This window comes from Hominisplanchenecus murintestinalis (genome assembly GCF_943193015.1).
In the GTDB taxonomy this organism is placed as follows: domain Bacteria; phylum Bacillota; class Clostridia; order Lachnospirales; family Lachnospiraceae; genus Hominisplanchenecus_A; species Hominisplanchenecus_A murintestinalis.
On the sequence record NZ_CALPCM010000024.1, the window covers coordinates 1 to 15,394 of the forward strand.

Genomic DNA, 15,394 nt, shown 5'->3' on the forward strand with positions numbered 1-15,394 from the left:
GAATTACCCTTCTGTCTAACAAAAAAAGAATAAGCCTGTAAGCTGTTTTTCTTGCTTACAAACTTATTATACGAGGATTGTATATTATGAAAAAAAGATTAGTAATGGCGGCAGTTTTAGGACTTGCCCTGGCAGCGGCAGGCTGTTCAGATGGAAACAAGGCGGCTACAGAATCAGGAACGCCGGCGGCGACTGAGAACGGAAGTGAAGCACAGAGCGAGAGCAGCAGCGAGACGCAGAGTGCAGCGGCAGAGAGGCCGGATTATAAGGCGTTGGATTATGTGACGCTGGGAGAATACAAGAATCTGAACGTGACCCTGGCTTCCACGGCTGTGACAGACGAGGAGATTGACGCTGAAATTTCCAGCAGGCTTACCCAGAAAGAAAAGGTGGAAACACTGACTGAGGGGACTGTAGAAAAAGGAGATACTGCAAATATTGACTATGAAGGAATCAAGGACGGAGAAGCTTTTCAGGGCGGAACAGATAAAGGCTTTGATTTGGTGATTGGTTCAGGAAGCTTTATTGAGGGATTTGAGGACGGTTTGATTGGAAAGAGCGTAGGAGAGACTGTGGATTTGAACCTTACGTTTCCGGAGGGTTATCAGAACGCAGAGATGGCAGGCCAGGATGTAGTATTCCATGTAACCATCAACTCGATTAAACGTACGCCGGAGCTCACTGACGAACTGGCGGCGGAGATTTCCGAGTCGGAGTATAAGACAGTAGATGAGTACCGTGCAAGCGTAGAGCAGACGCTGAAAGAGGGGAAAGCATCAACCAGGGATTCCGAGAAAACAAATGATTTGATGACGCAGGTTTATAATAATTCTAAAATTAATGACTATCCGGCGGAGCTGGTGGCTTTCACGAAACAGCAGTATGTGGATTATTATGAGCAGTATGCGCAGCAGTCGGAGATGAGCTTGTCTGATTTTATTGAGCAGAATCTTCAGACGACAGAGGAAGAGTTTAATACACAGATGGAGGAGATGGCAAAGCAGAGCCTGCGTCAGGAAATGCTTCTCAAAGCTATCGCAGAGACAGAAGGGCTGACGCTCACGGATGAAGAGTACCAGGAAAGGGCGGCAGCATATGCGGAGCAGATGGGCTTAGAGGGTGTGGAAGGGCTGGAGCAGCAGTATGGCGAAAAGCTCGTAGAGACAAATCTTCTGTTGGATAAAGCGCTCGAAGTGGTGACATCCAGCGCAGTTGTAACAGATCCGGATGCACCGGAAGGAGAATCCGGAACGGAGGGGGCCTCAGAGACAGAAAGCGGGACGGAAGAATAAATAATAAAAGGTAAAATACAGAGGCATTCTATGATAAAAGCAAAATCATGGAATGCCTTGTTTTTATAGAAAAACAGGGGAGAAAAAATTCTTCCAACGGTGGCAAATTCTTTTTTAATATGGTAAAATGTGTATAACTCTTTTTGTAACGGTAGAAAAGTGATTAAATTGGGATGGTGGAAAGGAGAAAAGGAACAGTATGATTACATTACAGGGAAAAGGTGTTTTTGGCGGTGTCGCTATAGGAAAAATTTCTTTTTATAAGAGGACAGGCGGTCAGATTCAGCGCCGGAAGATAGACAACCCGGCGGCTGAGATTGCACGGTTTGAGGAAGCGAAAGCGAAGGCTATTGAACAGCTTGATGAACTGTATAACAAGGCAGTCCAGGAGGTAGGTGAAGGAAACGCTATGATTTTCCAGGTTCATCAGATGATGCTGGACGATCTGGACTATGTGGAAGCGATTACAAATATGATTACCACGCAGGAAATTAATGCGGAATTTGCCGTGGGAACCACAGGGGACAATTTTTCCCAGATGTTTGCATCTATGGATGATGAATATATGCGGGAACGTGCGGCAGACGTAAAGGACATTTCCGAGCGTGTGGTATCGATTCTGTCAGGAAGCCAGGAAGGGGGGCTGGTGACAGATACGCCTGTCATTTTGGCTTCGGATGATTTGGCGCCCAGCGAGACGGTACAGCTCGACAAAGATATGGTGCTGTCTTTTGTGACGCAGGGAGGTTCCACGAATTCCCATACGGCAATTTTGGCCCGCACTATGAATATTCCGGCAATCATCGGCCTTGGTGAAGGACTCACAGAAGAATATGAAGGAAAGATGGGCATCGTGGACGGCGCAACAGGAAAGCTGTTCATTGAACCGGATGAGGAGACTCTGAAAGAATACCGGGAAAAACAGGCAGAGTACCAGGAAAAACAGGAGCTGCTGCAGAAGCTTAAAGGCGAGGAAAATATCAGTCTTGACGGACAGAAAGTAAAATTGTACGCCAATATCGGAAACGCTTCAGATATCGGAGCTGTCCTGCAGAATGACGCGGCGGGCATCGGGCTGTTCAGAAGCGAGTTTCTCTATCTTGAAAATGATGATTTTCCGACAGAGGAAGAGCAGTTCAAGGTTTATAAATATGTGGCAGAGACAATGGCGGGCAAACAGGTTATCATTCGTACTTTAGACATCGGCGCGGACAAACAGATTGATTATTTTAATCTTCCGAAAGAAGAAAATCCGGCAATGGGTTACCGGGCAATCCGTATCTGCCTGACTCAGAAGGATATTTTCAAGACTCAGCTTCGTGCGCTGTTCCGTGCATCAGCGTTTGGAAATATTGCAATTATGTTCCCGATGATTATCGCTCTGGAGGAAGTGTTGGAGATTAAGGAAATCGTTGAGGAAGTGAAAAAGGAGCTGGATGACGAGGGAATTCCGTACAATAAAGAGACACAGCTTGGTATTATGATTGAGACTCCTGCGGCGGCTGTCATCAGTGATGACCTGGCGAAAGAGGTGGATTTCTTCAGTGTAGGCACGAACGATCTGACCCAGTATACAACAGCCGTGGACAGGCAGAATGCAAACCTGGAGAAGTTCTATCATCCGCATCATAAGGCGTTGCTGCGTCTTATTAAGATGGCGGCAGATAATGCACATAAGAACGGTATTTGGATTGGAATTTGCGGTGAGCTGGGAGCAGATATGGAGCTTACAGAAGCATTTCTTGCTATGGGCATTGACGAGCTGTCGGTATCTCCGGCATGTATCCTGCCTTTGAGGAAAAAAATCAGGGAGACCGGTATTGCGGACAGGCGGGAAGAAATTCTGGCGGATGTTTTGGGCTGAAGATACCATGCTGAAAGAATTAAGCAGGGAAGAAATGCGGAGGCTCTATGATGAGAGGATGCAGGAGGATTTTCCGCCTGCGGAGCTGAAGCCCTGGAAACGGATAGAGGAGATGCTGAGCGGGGGAATCTATTTTGCATATGGATTCTGTGAAGAAGAGCGTATTACGGCATATGCATTTTTTGTGGTTCAGGGCGCCAGTGTTTTGCTGGATTATTATGCAGTGTCTCGGGAAGCCAGAGGCAGAGGCATCGGAAGCCGTTTTCTTAGGCTTTTAAAAGAAGAGCTGAGACAGAAAGATATCTGCCGCATGATAGTAGAAGTAGAAAATCCCGATTTTGCAAAGTCAGAGGCAGAGAGGGAAGAGCGAAGGCGCCGCATCCGGTTTTATGAGAAAAATGGGTTAATCCTTACAGAATTCTGTTCCTGTCTGTTTGGGGTAGAGTATAGGATTATGCATTTTCCGCTTCAAGAGGCCGCCGGCGGGATATGGATGGCATTGAACCGTATTTATCATGCAATGTTTGATAAAAAATATTTTGGGAAAGAAGTTATGCTGCCTATGCCGTAGTGCCGCGTGAATTTTCGAAGGCAGATTTTGCAGTATTTCTTATGATTATTTCCATAGAAAAAGCAGAAAACTACTGATTGAGCGTTTTATATGCGCAGTCAGTAGTTTTTTAGATTTTTGTAAGAATGAAAAAAAGGCTTGCATTTTAAAAAAAGTATGTTATAGTAGTTATAGAACAAATAAAAATAAGCAAGGCTCACTCAGAGAGGAGGCTATTTATGAATATCAACAAATTTACCCAAAAATCATTACAGGCAGTGAATGAGCTGGAGAAAGTAGCATATGAGTATGGAAATCAGGAAATTGAGCAAGAGCATCTTCTGTACAGCCTGATGAACCAGGAAGACAGCCTGATTGTAAAACTGTTGGAAAAGATGGAGATTCAGACGGAACATTTTGCAGGTACACTGGATAAGGCGTTGAATAAGCGTACAAAGGTTTCCGGCGGGCAGGTTTATATCGGGCAATATCTGAATAAGGTACTGGTGAGCGCTGAGGATGAGGCGAAAGCTATGGGAGACGAGTATGTGTCGGTGGAGCACCTGTTTTTGTCTTTGCTGCGCTATCCGAACCAGGGAATGAAAGAGATTTTTAAGGAGTATGGCATTACGAGGGAACGTTTTTTGCAGGCGCTCTCGACGGTGCGGGGAAACCAGAGGGTTACCAGCGATAATCCAGAGGCAACCTACGATACGCTGAATAAGTATGGGCAGGATTTGGTAGAAAAGGCGAGAAACCAGAAACTGGATCCGGTTATCGGGCGTGATTCGGAAATCCGGAATGTTATCCGTATTTTATCAAGAAAGACAAAAAACAATCCGGTACTGATTGGAGAACCGGGAGTGGGAAAAACTGCTGCCGTGGAAGGGCTTGCGCAGCGTATTGTTCGCGGGGATGTACCGGAAGGACTGAAAAATAAGAAGATTTTTGCTTTGGACATGGGCGCTCTGGTGGCCGGCGCGAAGTACCGGGGAGAATTTGAAGAACGTCTGAAGGCAGTCCTGGAGGAAGTCAGAAAAAGTGAAGGTGAAATCATTTTATTTATTGATGAACTGCACTTGATTGTAGGGGCGGGAAAAACGGAAGGCGCGATGGATGCCGGAAATATGCTAAAGCCTATGCTGGCGCGGGGAGAGCTGCACTGTATCGGTGCGACTACTCTGGACGAATACCGTCAGTATATTGAGAAAGACGCCGCCCTGGAGAGGCGTTTCCAGCCGGTCATGGTGGATGAACCGTCTGTGGAAGACACGATTTCCATTCTCAGAGGGCTGAAAGAACGGTATGAGGTTTATCATGGCGTGAAAATTACGGACGGCGCGCTGGTAGCGGCGGCAACGCTGTCGCACCGCTATATTTCCGACCGTTTCCTGCCGGATAAAGCGATTGACCTGGTGGATGAGGCGTGCGCGCTGATTAAGACGGAGCTGGATTCCATGCCTACAGAGCTGGATGAACTGCAGAGACGTATTATGCAGATGGAAATTGAAGAGGCGGCTCTGAAAAAAGAGACAGATAAACTCAGCCAGGACAGGCTGGAGGCGTTGCAGCGGGAGCTGGCAGAACAGAGGGATGTGTTTAACGCCAGAAAAGCACAGTGGGACAATGAAAAACATTCCGTGGAAAATCTCTCGAAGCTGCGTGAGCAGATTGAAAATATGAATAAAGAGATTGAAAAGGCTCAGCGGAATTATGATTTGAACCGGGCGGCGGAGCTCCAGTATGGGGAGCTGCCAAAACTGCAGCAGCAGCTTGCCATAGAGGAAGAAAAAGTAAAAAGCCAGGATTTATCTCTTGTTCATGAGAGCGTCACAGACGAGGAGATTGCCAGGATTATTTCGAGATGGACGGGAATTCCGGTAGCGAAGCTGACAGAAGGTGAGAGGAGTAAAATCCTGCACCTTGACGATGAACTGCACAGACGGGTTGTCGGCCAGGACGACGGGGTGACGAAAGTGACAGAAGCCATCCTCCGCTCGAAAGCGGGTATTAAAGACCCGACAAAGCCTATCGGTTCTTTCCTATTCCTGGGACCGACCGGAGTTGGAAAGACTGAGCTTGCCAAAGCGCTGGCGGCGAGCCTGTTTGACGATGAACAGAATATGGTGCGTATTGATATGAGCGAGTATATGGAGAAATATTCTGTGTCCAGGCTGATTGGGGCGCCTCCGGGATACGTGGGATATGAGGAGGGCGGACAGCTTACAGAAGCAGTCCGCAGGAAGCCTTATTCTGTCGTGTTGTTTGATGAGATTGAGAAAGCCCACCCTGACGTATTCAATGTGCTGCTCCAGGTTTTGGATGACGGACGCATCACGGATTCCCAGGGAAGGACGGTGGACTTTAAGAATACGATCTTGATTATGACTTCCAATATCGGTTCCGCCTATCTTCTTGAAGGAATCGGCGAAGATGGGGAAATTGACGAGGGGGCGGAAAAGCTGGTGATGGAAGATTTGAGAAATCATTTCCGGCCTGAATTCCTGAACCGCCTGGATGAGACAATTATGTTCAAACCGCTCACAAAAGCGAACATTGGAATCATCGTGGATCTGATGATGAAAGATTTGAATAAACGTCTGGCTGCCCAGGAGATTTCCTTAGAGTTGACGGAGACTGCAAAAGCATATATGATAGAAGGAGGTTATGACCCGGCTTACGGGGCAAGGCCGCTGAAACGTTTTCTACAGAAACATGTGGAGACGCTCGCGGCGCGGCTGATACTCTCAGGAGAAGTCCGTGCGGATGATACGGTTCTCATTGACATTCTGAACGGAAGGCCGGCGGCTGTGAGAAAATAGGAGGGAAAAGATGATACCAAAAGACCCTATGATACTCTTGAGCTATGTAAATACACTGCTGCGGGATCATTATGATTCGCTGGAGATGCTCTGCACCTGCCGGGGCATGAACCGGGAACAGCTGGTGCGGCAGATGGAGGCGATAGATTATCATTACGATGAGAAAGAAAATCGGTTTGTGTAAGGGAATGCAAGGGGGGAGAGTTTTTTACTCTCCCCCTGGTTATTAACAGCTTTCCCTCCTCACAAGCCTTGGCGGAAACACAATCCGCATAGTTTCGGTATGTCCGCGGTCTATGCGGTCGAGCAGGATTTTTACCGCCATTTTTCCCATATCTTCTTTAGGGATGTTGACAGTGGTGAGAAGAGGGGAAACTTCTTCGGCTGCCTGGATATTGTCGATGGAAATCAGGTCTATGGGAGGCGCGGGGAAGTCTTGGAATGCCTGCATAGCGCCCAGGGCAGTGGCGTCGTTTGCACAGAGCACGGCGGAAAGGCCGCCTTGCGCCAGCAGCTTTTTCATTGCTTCGTGACCGCTGCGGCTGGTCTGGTCTGTGGGGCGGATGGCAGAGTAGTCCAGGGGAAGCTTATGCCGGATGAGGGAGTCGCAGTACCCTACATAACGGGCTTCGTAGGAGCAGTCCCCGATGTAGCCTATTTTTTCGTGCCCTTTGCCGATTAAGTATTCCATGGCAAGGACGGCGGCTTCTTTGCCGTCGCATACGACCTCGTCAATCTCGAAAGCAGTAGGGTTGCGGTCAATAGCGATGATGTTTTTGGTGATTTTCTGGATATGTTTCAGCAGGCTCTCAGAGCTTCGCCCGAAGATTATGAAACCGTCTGCGGAGGGAAGCTCTTTTCTATACAGTTCAGCAGCGGTGAGAAAGGCTGAGATGATGCATTCATTTGCAAAAATTTCCTGTTCTACGCTGCGGAAAAGTTCAGAAAAAAAGGGGTCTTTTTTTAAAGAATCAAAACGGCCGAGAATAATAGCCAGCCTGCGTCTGGGGGCTGGAAGCAGCCTGCGGTTTCCGCGCTGAAGGCTGCGGGCATTTTCGTTTGGCACATAGTGGATTTTTTCTGCCGCTTCCCAGATTCGGTTTTTCAGTTCAGGGGAGGCGCAGTTGTACTCTTTGTTGTTCAGCACGCGGGAGACGGTAGAGACAGATACTCCGGTCATTTCGGCAATTTTTTTTAGAGACATAAAAACCCTCCTTGGATTTGCATTGGTGTTTGATGCTGTTGCGTTTAAAAAATCATGCTTTGTGAGAAAACGTTTGCTTAAAATCTCCTTGAATGTGAATAATTTTGTATATATGATATACATTATAGAGAAAGGCGAATCAAAACACAAGGAAAAACGGAGGAATATTTATGAAAAAACATAGAGCAAACGTTTTCTTGGTGCTGGGTGCAGCTGTTATGCTGGCGGGATGCGGTTCTGGGAAAGGGGACGGAACACAACTTAGGATGGCATGTTTTCCTAATATTACTCATGCACAGGCTCTGGTTATGAAGAACCAAAATATCCTGGAGAAGAAGCTTGGGGATGAGTATGAAGTGACATGGAATACATTTACGGCAGGTTCTTCTGAAGTAGAAGCGATTTTTGCAGGCGAGGTAGATATCGGATATATTGGGCCGGTTCCGGCGATTAATGGAAATGTGAAATCGGAGGGGGATGTGACGGTAATTGCCAACGCTGCAGACGCGGGTGCGGTGCTGGTGAAAGGCTCTACTTCAGATATCGAATCAGTTTCGGATTTAGCGGGAAAGACCGTGGCGATTCCGCAGATTGGGAATACGCAGCATCTATGCCTTCTGAATCTTCTTTCAGAAAATCAGCTTGCACCTGTTTCCGCAGGGGGAACCGTAGAGGTGGTCGCAGTGGAAAACGCAAATCTCCAGAATATGTTTGACCAGGGGACAGTTGACGCCGCACTGGTTCCGGAGCCTTGGGGGACAATTCTGACCGCTTCGGATAATGTGGATCTGCTTCTGGATTATCAGGATATTTATCTGAACGGCGATTATCCGGTAGCAGTAGTGGTAGTGAGAAATGAATATATGGAAGAGCATCCGGAAGTAGTGGAAGAGTTTCTCAAAGCGCACCAAGAAGTAACAAACGAGATTAATAATAATTTGGAAAGTTCTGCGGATGCGATGATTTCAGAGCTTGAAGCGTTGACGGGGCATGCTTATGAGAAAGAGACGGTACTTGGGGCATTTTCCAGGACGAACGTCACTACGTCGTTAAATCAAGAAGCGCTGTACAAGTTTGCGGATACTTCTTATGAGCAGGGATTTATCAGTGCACTTCCCGAAGACGGCTTTATAAATACTGCGCTTTCCGAGCAGATAGCGGCGGATATTGGGGAGTAGAGGGGAGATTTGAAATGGCTTTGGAGATTAAAAATGTGAGCCGGACATTTGAGGGTTCCATGAAGGAAACATTAAAAGATATTTCGCTTTCGGTTGAACAGGGAGAATTCATCTGTGTCGTAGGGCCTTCGGGCTGCGGGAAATCGACGCTGCTGAATATTATTGCAGGGCTGGACTTTCCGACGGATGGAGAGATTTTCCTGGATGAGAAGAAGATTACGGCTCCGGGGGCAGACAGAGTGGTGATGTTCCAGGAACATGCGCTGTTCCCGTGGTTAAATGTGATGGAAAATGTGAAATTTGGCATGAAAATGATGGGGGTTCCGAAAGAGGAGCAGAACCGTAGGGCAGAGCATTATCTGAAAATGGTGCAGCTTTGGGAATTTCGGGAATATAGCGTGCATGAGATTTCCGGCGGTATGCGTCAGCGGACGGCTCTGGCGCGTTCTCTCTGCCTGGATGGGCCGGTACTTTTGATGGATGAGCCGTTTTCGGCTTTGGATAAGCAGACAACAAATAAGCTCAGGACGGATTTGGAACGCATCTGGGAAGAGACGGGGAAAACAGTGATTTTTGTGACCCATAGTGTGGAGGAAGCAGTGTTTTTGGCAGATCGTATCGTAGTGCTGTCTGATAACCCGGGCTGCATTAAAGAAATTTTTCAGGTAGGGCTGCCGAGGCCTAGACGCAATGATGCTGTAGAATTCTTAGAAGTACGCCATAATATTTTGAGCTGTGTAGAGAGGGAGGTGGAGAAATTTGCAAAAGAAGAATATGACCATGAAAAAATGGCTTAGCAGCATATTGTTTGCCATGCTGCTGCTTCTTGCCTGGCAGATTATCTACACTTTGGGCACCGGTGTGTTGGGATGGTGGAAATCCTATGCGATGCCTTCACCTCTGGGCGTAGTGGAAAGCCTGGGGAAAATGCTGGGAAACGGGACGCTTTGGAAAGCGACGGCATACAGCCTGCGCCGTGTGGTTTTGGGATTTGTTATTTCCCTTGTTGTGGGTACGCTGCTGGGGATTTTAATTTCATCTTCAGATTATTTTAACCGTAACCTGAAACCTTTCCTGAATGGCGTCCAGTCCCTGCCGAGCGTATGCTGGGTTCCTTTTGCTATTCTGTGGTTCGGGCTTGGCGAAGCGTCTATTTTGTTCGTAATTGTTATCGGTTCTACGTTTAGTGTGTCTTTGGCGATAGAAAATGCTATTCGGACGGTTCCTCCCATTTATATTAAGGCAGCGCAGACGATGGGAGCCGGAAAGCGCCAGCTTTATTTGAGCGTCATCTGGCCGGCGGCGCTTCCGGGAGTCCTGGCAGGGCTGAAACAGTCCTGGTCTTTTGCGTGGAGAGCTCTGATGTCTGGAGAGGTTATGTCTGCATACGTAGGACTGGGCTATACGCTGATGTCCGGGCGTGACCTGGCGGATATTAATCAGGTGACCGGGGTAATGCTGGTCATCATTTTGGTAGGGGTGCTTGTAGACAAAGCTGTCTTTTCAAATCTGGAGCGCCGTGTATTGAAGAAGCGTGGGCTTTAGAGAATATTTCAGGGAAATGTCATGGAAAAGAAAGCGCTGATTTGATATAATAGAGGTAATATATGGCGGCAGGGAGGTAGGAAAATGGCGGCAGCATCGGAAGCACTTGTGGATTATGAAAAAGCATATCGGATGGGGAAGAAAGAAGGGGGATCCCCAGCTGTCCTGGACGACATTTTAAAGGAAAGAAATATAACTGCCTCAGGGGGAATTCCCCTGGGGCTTGTTCAGATTCCGGCGGAACAGATTGTGGGCACGAAAAGCGCTGCGCGGAGCGCCGCGTTCAGCAAGGGATTTTATCCGCTGCTGAAAGCAGATACAGAGTTTGCTGCAAAATGGATGGCGCTGTATCAGGCGCATCTGGATGAAGGAATCCGGGAGCCTGTGAAGGCTTATGAATTTATGAACCGTTTTTATATTGAGGAAGGAAATAAGCGTGTCAGTGTTCTGAAATTTGTGGGTGCAGTTTCGGTGCTTGGAACAGTAACCCGTATTATTCCGCCTCATTCAGAGGATAAGGAAACACGGATTTACTATGAATTTATGGATTTTTACCATTTGTCAGGAGTAAATTACATCTGGTTTTCACAGCCGGGAAGTTTTGCAAAGCTACAGTATCTGTTGGGAAAGCGGCCGGACGAGGAATGGAGCGATGATGATAAGCTCGATTTTAGTTCTGCTTACACCCGATTTAGTGCAGAATTTGAGGCGCGCGGAGGAAAGAAGCTTGAAGTTCTGCCTGGAGATGCATTTTTGTCTTTTATCGGTTTGTATGGCTATGAAGTGATAAAGAATATGACGGCGGCCGAACTGAAAGAAAAGCTTGCCAAATCCTGGGATGAATTCAAGCTGCTGCGCACGGAACAATCCCTCGAACTTCAGATGGATCCTGCGGATGAGAAAGATATTAAAAAAAATATTTTTGAGCGCTTGTTTCCGATTAGCGTGCCGAAGCAGAAGGTGGCGTTTATCCATGAAGAAACGGCGGAAACTTCGGCATGGACATATGCTCATGAGCTGGGCAGGCTGCATTTGCAGCAAATGTTTTCGGACCAGGTCAGCACAGCGTGTTATGACAACGGCTCAGAGGAAAATGCGGAAGAGCTTTTGGAAGCCGCGGTTCAGAATGGCAGCAATCTGATTTTTACCACGTCACCGATATTTTTAAAGGCAAGCCTTAAAGCGGCAATAGAGCATCCGGAGGTGAAAATCCTGAACTGTTCTTTAAATACGTCACATAGGCATATCCGGACATATTACGGACGTATGTATGAACCCAAATTTTTGATGGGAGCCATTGCAGGGGCGTTGTCTGAGAACGGAAAAATAGGATATATAGCAAATTATCCGATTTTCGGAATGGCGGCAAGCATCAATGCGTTTGCGTTAGGTGCAAAAATGGTAAATCCCCGGGCGAAGATTTACCTGGAATGGTCTACGCTGAAAAATCATGATGTGGAGCAGAGTTTTGCCCAAAAGGGTATCCGTTATATATCAGGGCGCGATATGATTGCACCAGACAGTGCGAACCGTCAGTTTGGGCTGTACCGGATGGGGGAAAATGGCCCGTGGAGCCTGGCGATGCCGGTATGGCACTGGGGAAAATTTTACGAAAAGATGATATGGAATATTATGGATGGATCATGGAAGTATGATGATGCATCTAATGAAACAAAAGGGCTGAATTACTGGTGGGGCATGTCGGCGGGAATCGTGGATGTCATCTGTTCCCAGCATCTTCCGATCGGTACGGCGCGCCTGATAGAACTTTTGAAAAAAACGATTTGTTCCGGTGAGTTTAACCCGTTTTCCGGGATACTCTATTCTCAGCAGGGCATCGTGCAGAAAGACGCCGGGAAGGCATTGAGTCCGGAGGAAATCATAACAATGGACTGGCTTGCGGAAAATGTTATAGGTTCAATTCCACAGAAAGATGCCCTGGTGGAAAAGGCCAAAGCAGTGGTTTCGCTTCAGGGATTGGTGGAAGGTAGTATCCGATGAAGATATTGGCAGTTGCGGATGAAGAATCAAAATATTTGTGGGATTATTATGAGGAAGGAAAGCTGGAGGGAATTGACTTAATACTTTCGGCTGGAGATTTAAATCCGAAATATCTGTCTTTCCTCGTTACGCTCGCTACAGTTCCGGTACTTTATGTTCACGGAAATCACGATGATAAGTACGAGCAAGACCCGCCGGAGGGATGCACCTGCATTGAGGACAAGATTTTTGTGTACAATGGGGTCAGGATTTTGGGGCTTGGCGGTTCGATGCGCTACCGTCCGGGGAAACATCAGTATACTGACAGGGAAATGGCGCGCCGGGTACGGAAGCTGCGTTTTTCCCTGCTCCGCAAGGGGGGCTTTGACATCCTTCTCACCCATGCCCCGGCATATCAGCTCAATGACGGACGCGACCTTCCGCATCAGGGATTCCGCATATTCAAAACGCTGATGGACAAGTATAAGCCGAAATTTTTTATCCACGGGCATATGCATATGAATTATGGAATCCGGCAGAAGAGATATGATAAGTATGGGACGACACAGGTGATTAATGCATATGAGAGATGTGTGTTTGAGATTGAAGAGGAGAATTTAAGTATCTGAGTAAAGTTTGTTTTTTAGATTTTCATTACATTGCTATTGCGCCGACAGAGGTATAAGCCGGCGCTTTTTTACGTTTTTGAAAAAATAGATGTAAATCATTGACTTTATATTTATATATATGTATACTGTAAATTAAATAAATAATCATATATAAAAATAAATGAAAAGGGATGAAGGAATATGAAAAAAATGGGGTATGGTTGCTTTGACATTGATGACAGTTATTGCAGGGAATCTTTGTGATAAAACAATTTCCGTATCTTCCAGGACAATGCCCTCAATTGGGAGAAAGCAGTTTACATCTGAAGATGAATTTGTAAGAAGCATATATGATAATATAGTATTGGATGAAGAACCAGAAGACAATATAGATGTTTCGCAGGGGCTGAGGGCAACTTCTATAATAGTGAATGTAAAAACCATGTGCGATGCACAGTATAGAAAAGCGCACAGTAGTGACTGGGAAATAAGAGCTAAAAGGACTGTAAAGGAGGCTACAACATATTTGTATGATTTTATAGGTATAAAATTTGTCGTAAAAGAAGGAGTTGCATTCACTTCAGCATCCACAACAAACCCCGAAAAGTTACTTGATGATTTTATTAGTCATTATAAAGTAGGGAATGGAATTGATATGATTGTAGGATTATCAGGGAGAAAACCAAAGGATACTGCTGGAATTGCATATAAAGGAAAAATTGAAGGTGGACCAAGAGTTTTGATATTTCCATCTACGTATAAATCAGAAGTTGAAACTGTTCAGCATGAGATAGGACATACGTATAATTTAGATCATTGCAATAAAGCTTGCGTTATGAAGGCATCGGGTTTTGGATATTTAAATAAAGTGTGTGGTGTTCATGGGGATTGGTGGTGTTTTCGTAGGGAATGGTATTAAAAATATAAAGAGATATAAATTATGAAAGAATATAGTAATAGGATTTTGAGAGCTTCTATATTTATCCTGATTGGTATAGGGGGAGTTTGGCTTGTGTTTCATGTGGGCGATATAAGATATGGAGGTAAAGATGTTGTTGCAATAGTAAATGGGGAAAATATATATGCCTATAATATAGAGATTCTATGAGCAGGCAGCAGGGGAGTACTCATATAGGGAAATATTAAATGATTTAATTGATGAACAAGTGGTTCTTACGCAGGCTGAAGGTTTGGGGATTAAATTTACTGATGAAGAGTTAAGGAATGCTGTTTTGGAATTTAAGAGTGATTTTCCTGAAATTTATAAGCATGGAGTTCATCTATATGGAGAAGCAGAATATAATAAAGGGATAGAGCGTCAGAAAATTTATAAAGCGGTTTTTCAGCATATAGTGAATAAAAAGGTCAGTAATAGTATAAAAAACGATTTTATACATTTATGACAGATAAATATGAACCTCTTTGTTCAGCAACCAAGGAGGAAATAATAGAAAAGTACAAAGAAGAATTTCATTTGTATATCTTTGATTGCTGGTTATTGAAACAAAGAAAAAATGCTATAATTAAAATAATAAGCCAAGAGGAGAAATATGATGAAATATTTTAAACAAGTTATATACTGCGTATCGGTATTCTGCACAATGTTTTTTCTAATGCTTCCCATTCAGGGACAGGCGAAGTTTAAAGCTCCCGATAAATCCGAGAATGGGATTGAGTATTATATTCAGGAGTCTTCAGGAAAAAGAAGAAGTGTGGGCGCAAAGCTGAAAAACTCTGCAAAGATTATCAGAGTACCTGAAAGCGTCATGATTGGCAGTAAGAGCTATACGGTAACGGAAATCAGCGGAAATTGTTATCCGGATACCCTGGATGCATCCCCGGCTACAGATGCTTATAAATGCAGGAAAAATACAAAAACTGTGAGGGTAATTATTCCTAAAACTGTGAGGCAGGTTGAACAGGGGACGTTTACGAATTTTACAAATCTAAAAGAAATTGTTGTAGATAGGCGGAACGCCCGTTTTCAATCAAAAAAGGGTTCCCTTCTTTCAAAAGACGGGCGGATTTTATATGCAGTTCCATCGATTAAAGGGACTTATCGTGTGCCGAAAGGGGTGCAGGTTATTTATAACCGGGCCTTTGCATACAGCAAAGTAAAAAAAGTTATTCTGCCAAAGTCCTGTAAGACTATTCAGGAAAGGGCATTTTATCGATGCAGAAATTTAAAAGAGGTTCAGAATCTGCGCTATATAGAAAAATTTGGGAAGGACATTTTTTATGGAAGCCAGATAAAATGAAGCGCCGTATTATTTCTGCTTGACAAGCTGACGTAATTAATATATAATGCAACCGTAACAAACTTAACAAATATGTAACAAATGAGAAGAAAA

The 15,394-nt window shown here is 45.4% G+C and carries 15 protein-coding genes; 14 read left to right on the top strand and 1 reads right to left on the bottom strand.

The features are described from left to right. Nucleotides 1–86 precede the first annotated feature (86 nt). From tig to NFR99_RS09415, 5 genes are all read left to right on the top strand, one after another. Nucleotides 87–1,292, top strand: coding sequence for a trigger factor (gene tig, locus NFR99_RS09395; protein ID WP_120484671.1), 1,206 nt, complete (start codon nt 87–89; stop codon nt 1,290–1,292). Nucleotides 1,293–1,491: 199 nt separating this feature from the next. Then, entirely contained in the window at nt 1,492–3,156 is a 1,665-nt protein-coding gene (gene ptsP, locus NFR99_RS09400; protein WP_120484672.1) for a phosphoenolpyruvate--protein phosphotransferase, read from the top strand. After that, on the top strand, nt 3,143–3,727 hold the full coding sequence (locus NFR99_RS09405; protein WP_120484673.1) for a GNAT family N-acetyltransferase: 585 nt from the start codon (nt 3,143–3,145) through the stop codon (nt 3,725–3,727). The genes ptsP and NFR99_RS09405 overlap by 14 nt, the downstream gene beginning before the upstream one ends. Nucleotides 3,728–3,945: 218 nt before the next feature. Next, the gene (clpB, locus tag NFR99_RS09410) at nt 3,946–6,528 is read left to right on the top strand and encodes an ATP-dependent chaperone ClpB (RefSeq protein ID WP_120484674.1); all 2,583 of its coding nucleotides are present in this window, start codon (nt 3,946–3,948) and stop codon (nt 6,526–6,528) included. Nucleotides 6,529–6,538: 10 nt separating this feature from the next. Further along, nucleotides 6,539–6,712: a DUF4250 domain-containing protein gene (locus NFR99_RS09415; RefSeq protein ID WP_135975404.1), complete on the top strand. Its 174-nt coding sequence runs from the start codon at nt 6,539–6,541 to the stop codon at nt 6,710–6,712. 42 nt (nt 6,713–6,754) lie between these two features. On the opposite strand, the gene NFR99_RS09420 is transcribed toward NFR99_RS09415, so the two are convergent. Next, nucleotides 6,755–7,732, bottom strand: a complete 978-nt coding sequence (locus tag NFR99_RS09420; RefSeq protein ID WP_158604898.1) for a LacI family DNA-binding transcriptional regulator — start codon at nt 7,730–7,732, stop codon at nt 6,755–6,757. A 170-nt stretch (nt 7,733–7,902) separates the two neighbouring features. Between NFR99_RS09420 and NFR99_RS09425 the strand changes: the two genes are divergently transcribed. The 9 genes from NFR99_RS09425 (at nt 7,903) to NFR99_RS09465 (ending at nt 15,301) form a co-directional block, all read left to right on the top strand. After that, entirely contained in the window at nt 7,903–8,910 is a 1,008-nt protein-coding gene (locus tag NFR99_RS09425; protein ID WP_251353478.1) for an aliphatic sulfonate ABC transporter substrate-binding protein, read from the top strand. 14 nt (nt 8,911–8,924) lie between these two features. Next, entirely contained in the window at nt 8,925–9,707 is a 783-nt protein-coding gene (locus NFR99_RS09430) for an ABC transporter ATP-binding protein (RefSeq protein WP_251353479.1), read from the top strand. After that, nucleotides 9,691–10,455: an ABC transporter permease gene (locus NFR99_RS09435; RefSeq protein ID WP_330642181.1), complete on the top strand. Its 765-nt coding sequence runs from the start codon at nt 9,691–9,693 to the stop codon at nt 10,453–10,455. The genes NFR99_RS09430 and NFR99_RS09435 overlap by 17 nt, the downstream gene beginning before the upstream one ends. 84 nt (nt 10,456–10,539) lie before the next feature. Continuing rightward, on the top strand, nt 10,540–12,456 hold the full coding sequence (locus tag NFR99_RS09440) for a BMP family ABC transporter substrate-binding protein (RefSeq protein WP_251353480.1): 1,917 nt from the start codon (nt 10,540–10,542) through the stop codon (nt 12,454–12,456). After that, entirely contained in the window at nt 12,453–13,064 is a 612-nt protein-coding gene (locus tag NFR99_RS09445) for a metallophosphoesterase family protein (protein ID WP_120484680.1), read from the top strand. The genes NFR99_RS09440 and NFR99_RS09445 overlap by 4 nt, the downstream gene beginning before the upstream one ends. Nucleotides 13,065–13,278: 214 nt before the next feature. Beyond that, nucleotides 13,279–13,962 (top strand): M12 family metallo-peptidase, encoded by a 684-nt coding sequence (locus NFR99_RS09450; protein ID WP_251353490.1) that lies wholly within the window; start codon nt 13,279–13,281, stop codon nt 13,960–13,962. 21 nt (nt 13,963–13,983) lie between these two features. Further along, entirely contained in the window at nt 13,984–14,151 is a 168-nt protein-coding gene (locus tag NFR99_RS09455; RefSeq protein WP_168354744.1) for a hypothetical protein, read from the top strand. Nucleotides 14,152–14,233: 82 nt separating this feature from the next. Further along, nucleotides 14,234–14,446, top strand: a complete 213-nt coding sequence (locus tag NFR99_RS09460; RefSeq protein ID WP_135975396.1) for a hypothetical protein — start codon at nt 14,234–14,236, stop codon at nt 14,444–14,446. Nucleotides 14,447–14,593: 147 nt separating this feature from the next. After that, nucleotides 14,594–15,301, top strand: coding sequence for a leucine-rich repeat protein (locus tag NFR99_RS09465; protein WP_251353481.1), 708 nt, complete (start codon nt 14,594–14,596; stop codon nt 15,299–15,301). Nucleotides 15,302–15,394 lie beyond the last annotated feature (93 nt).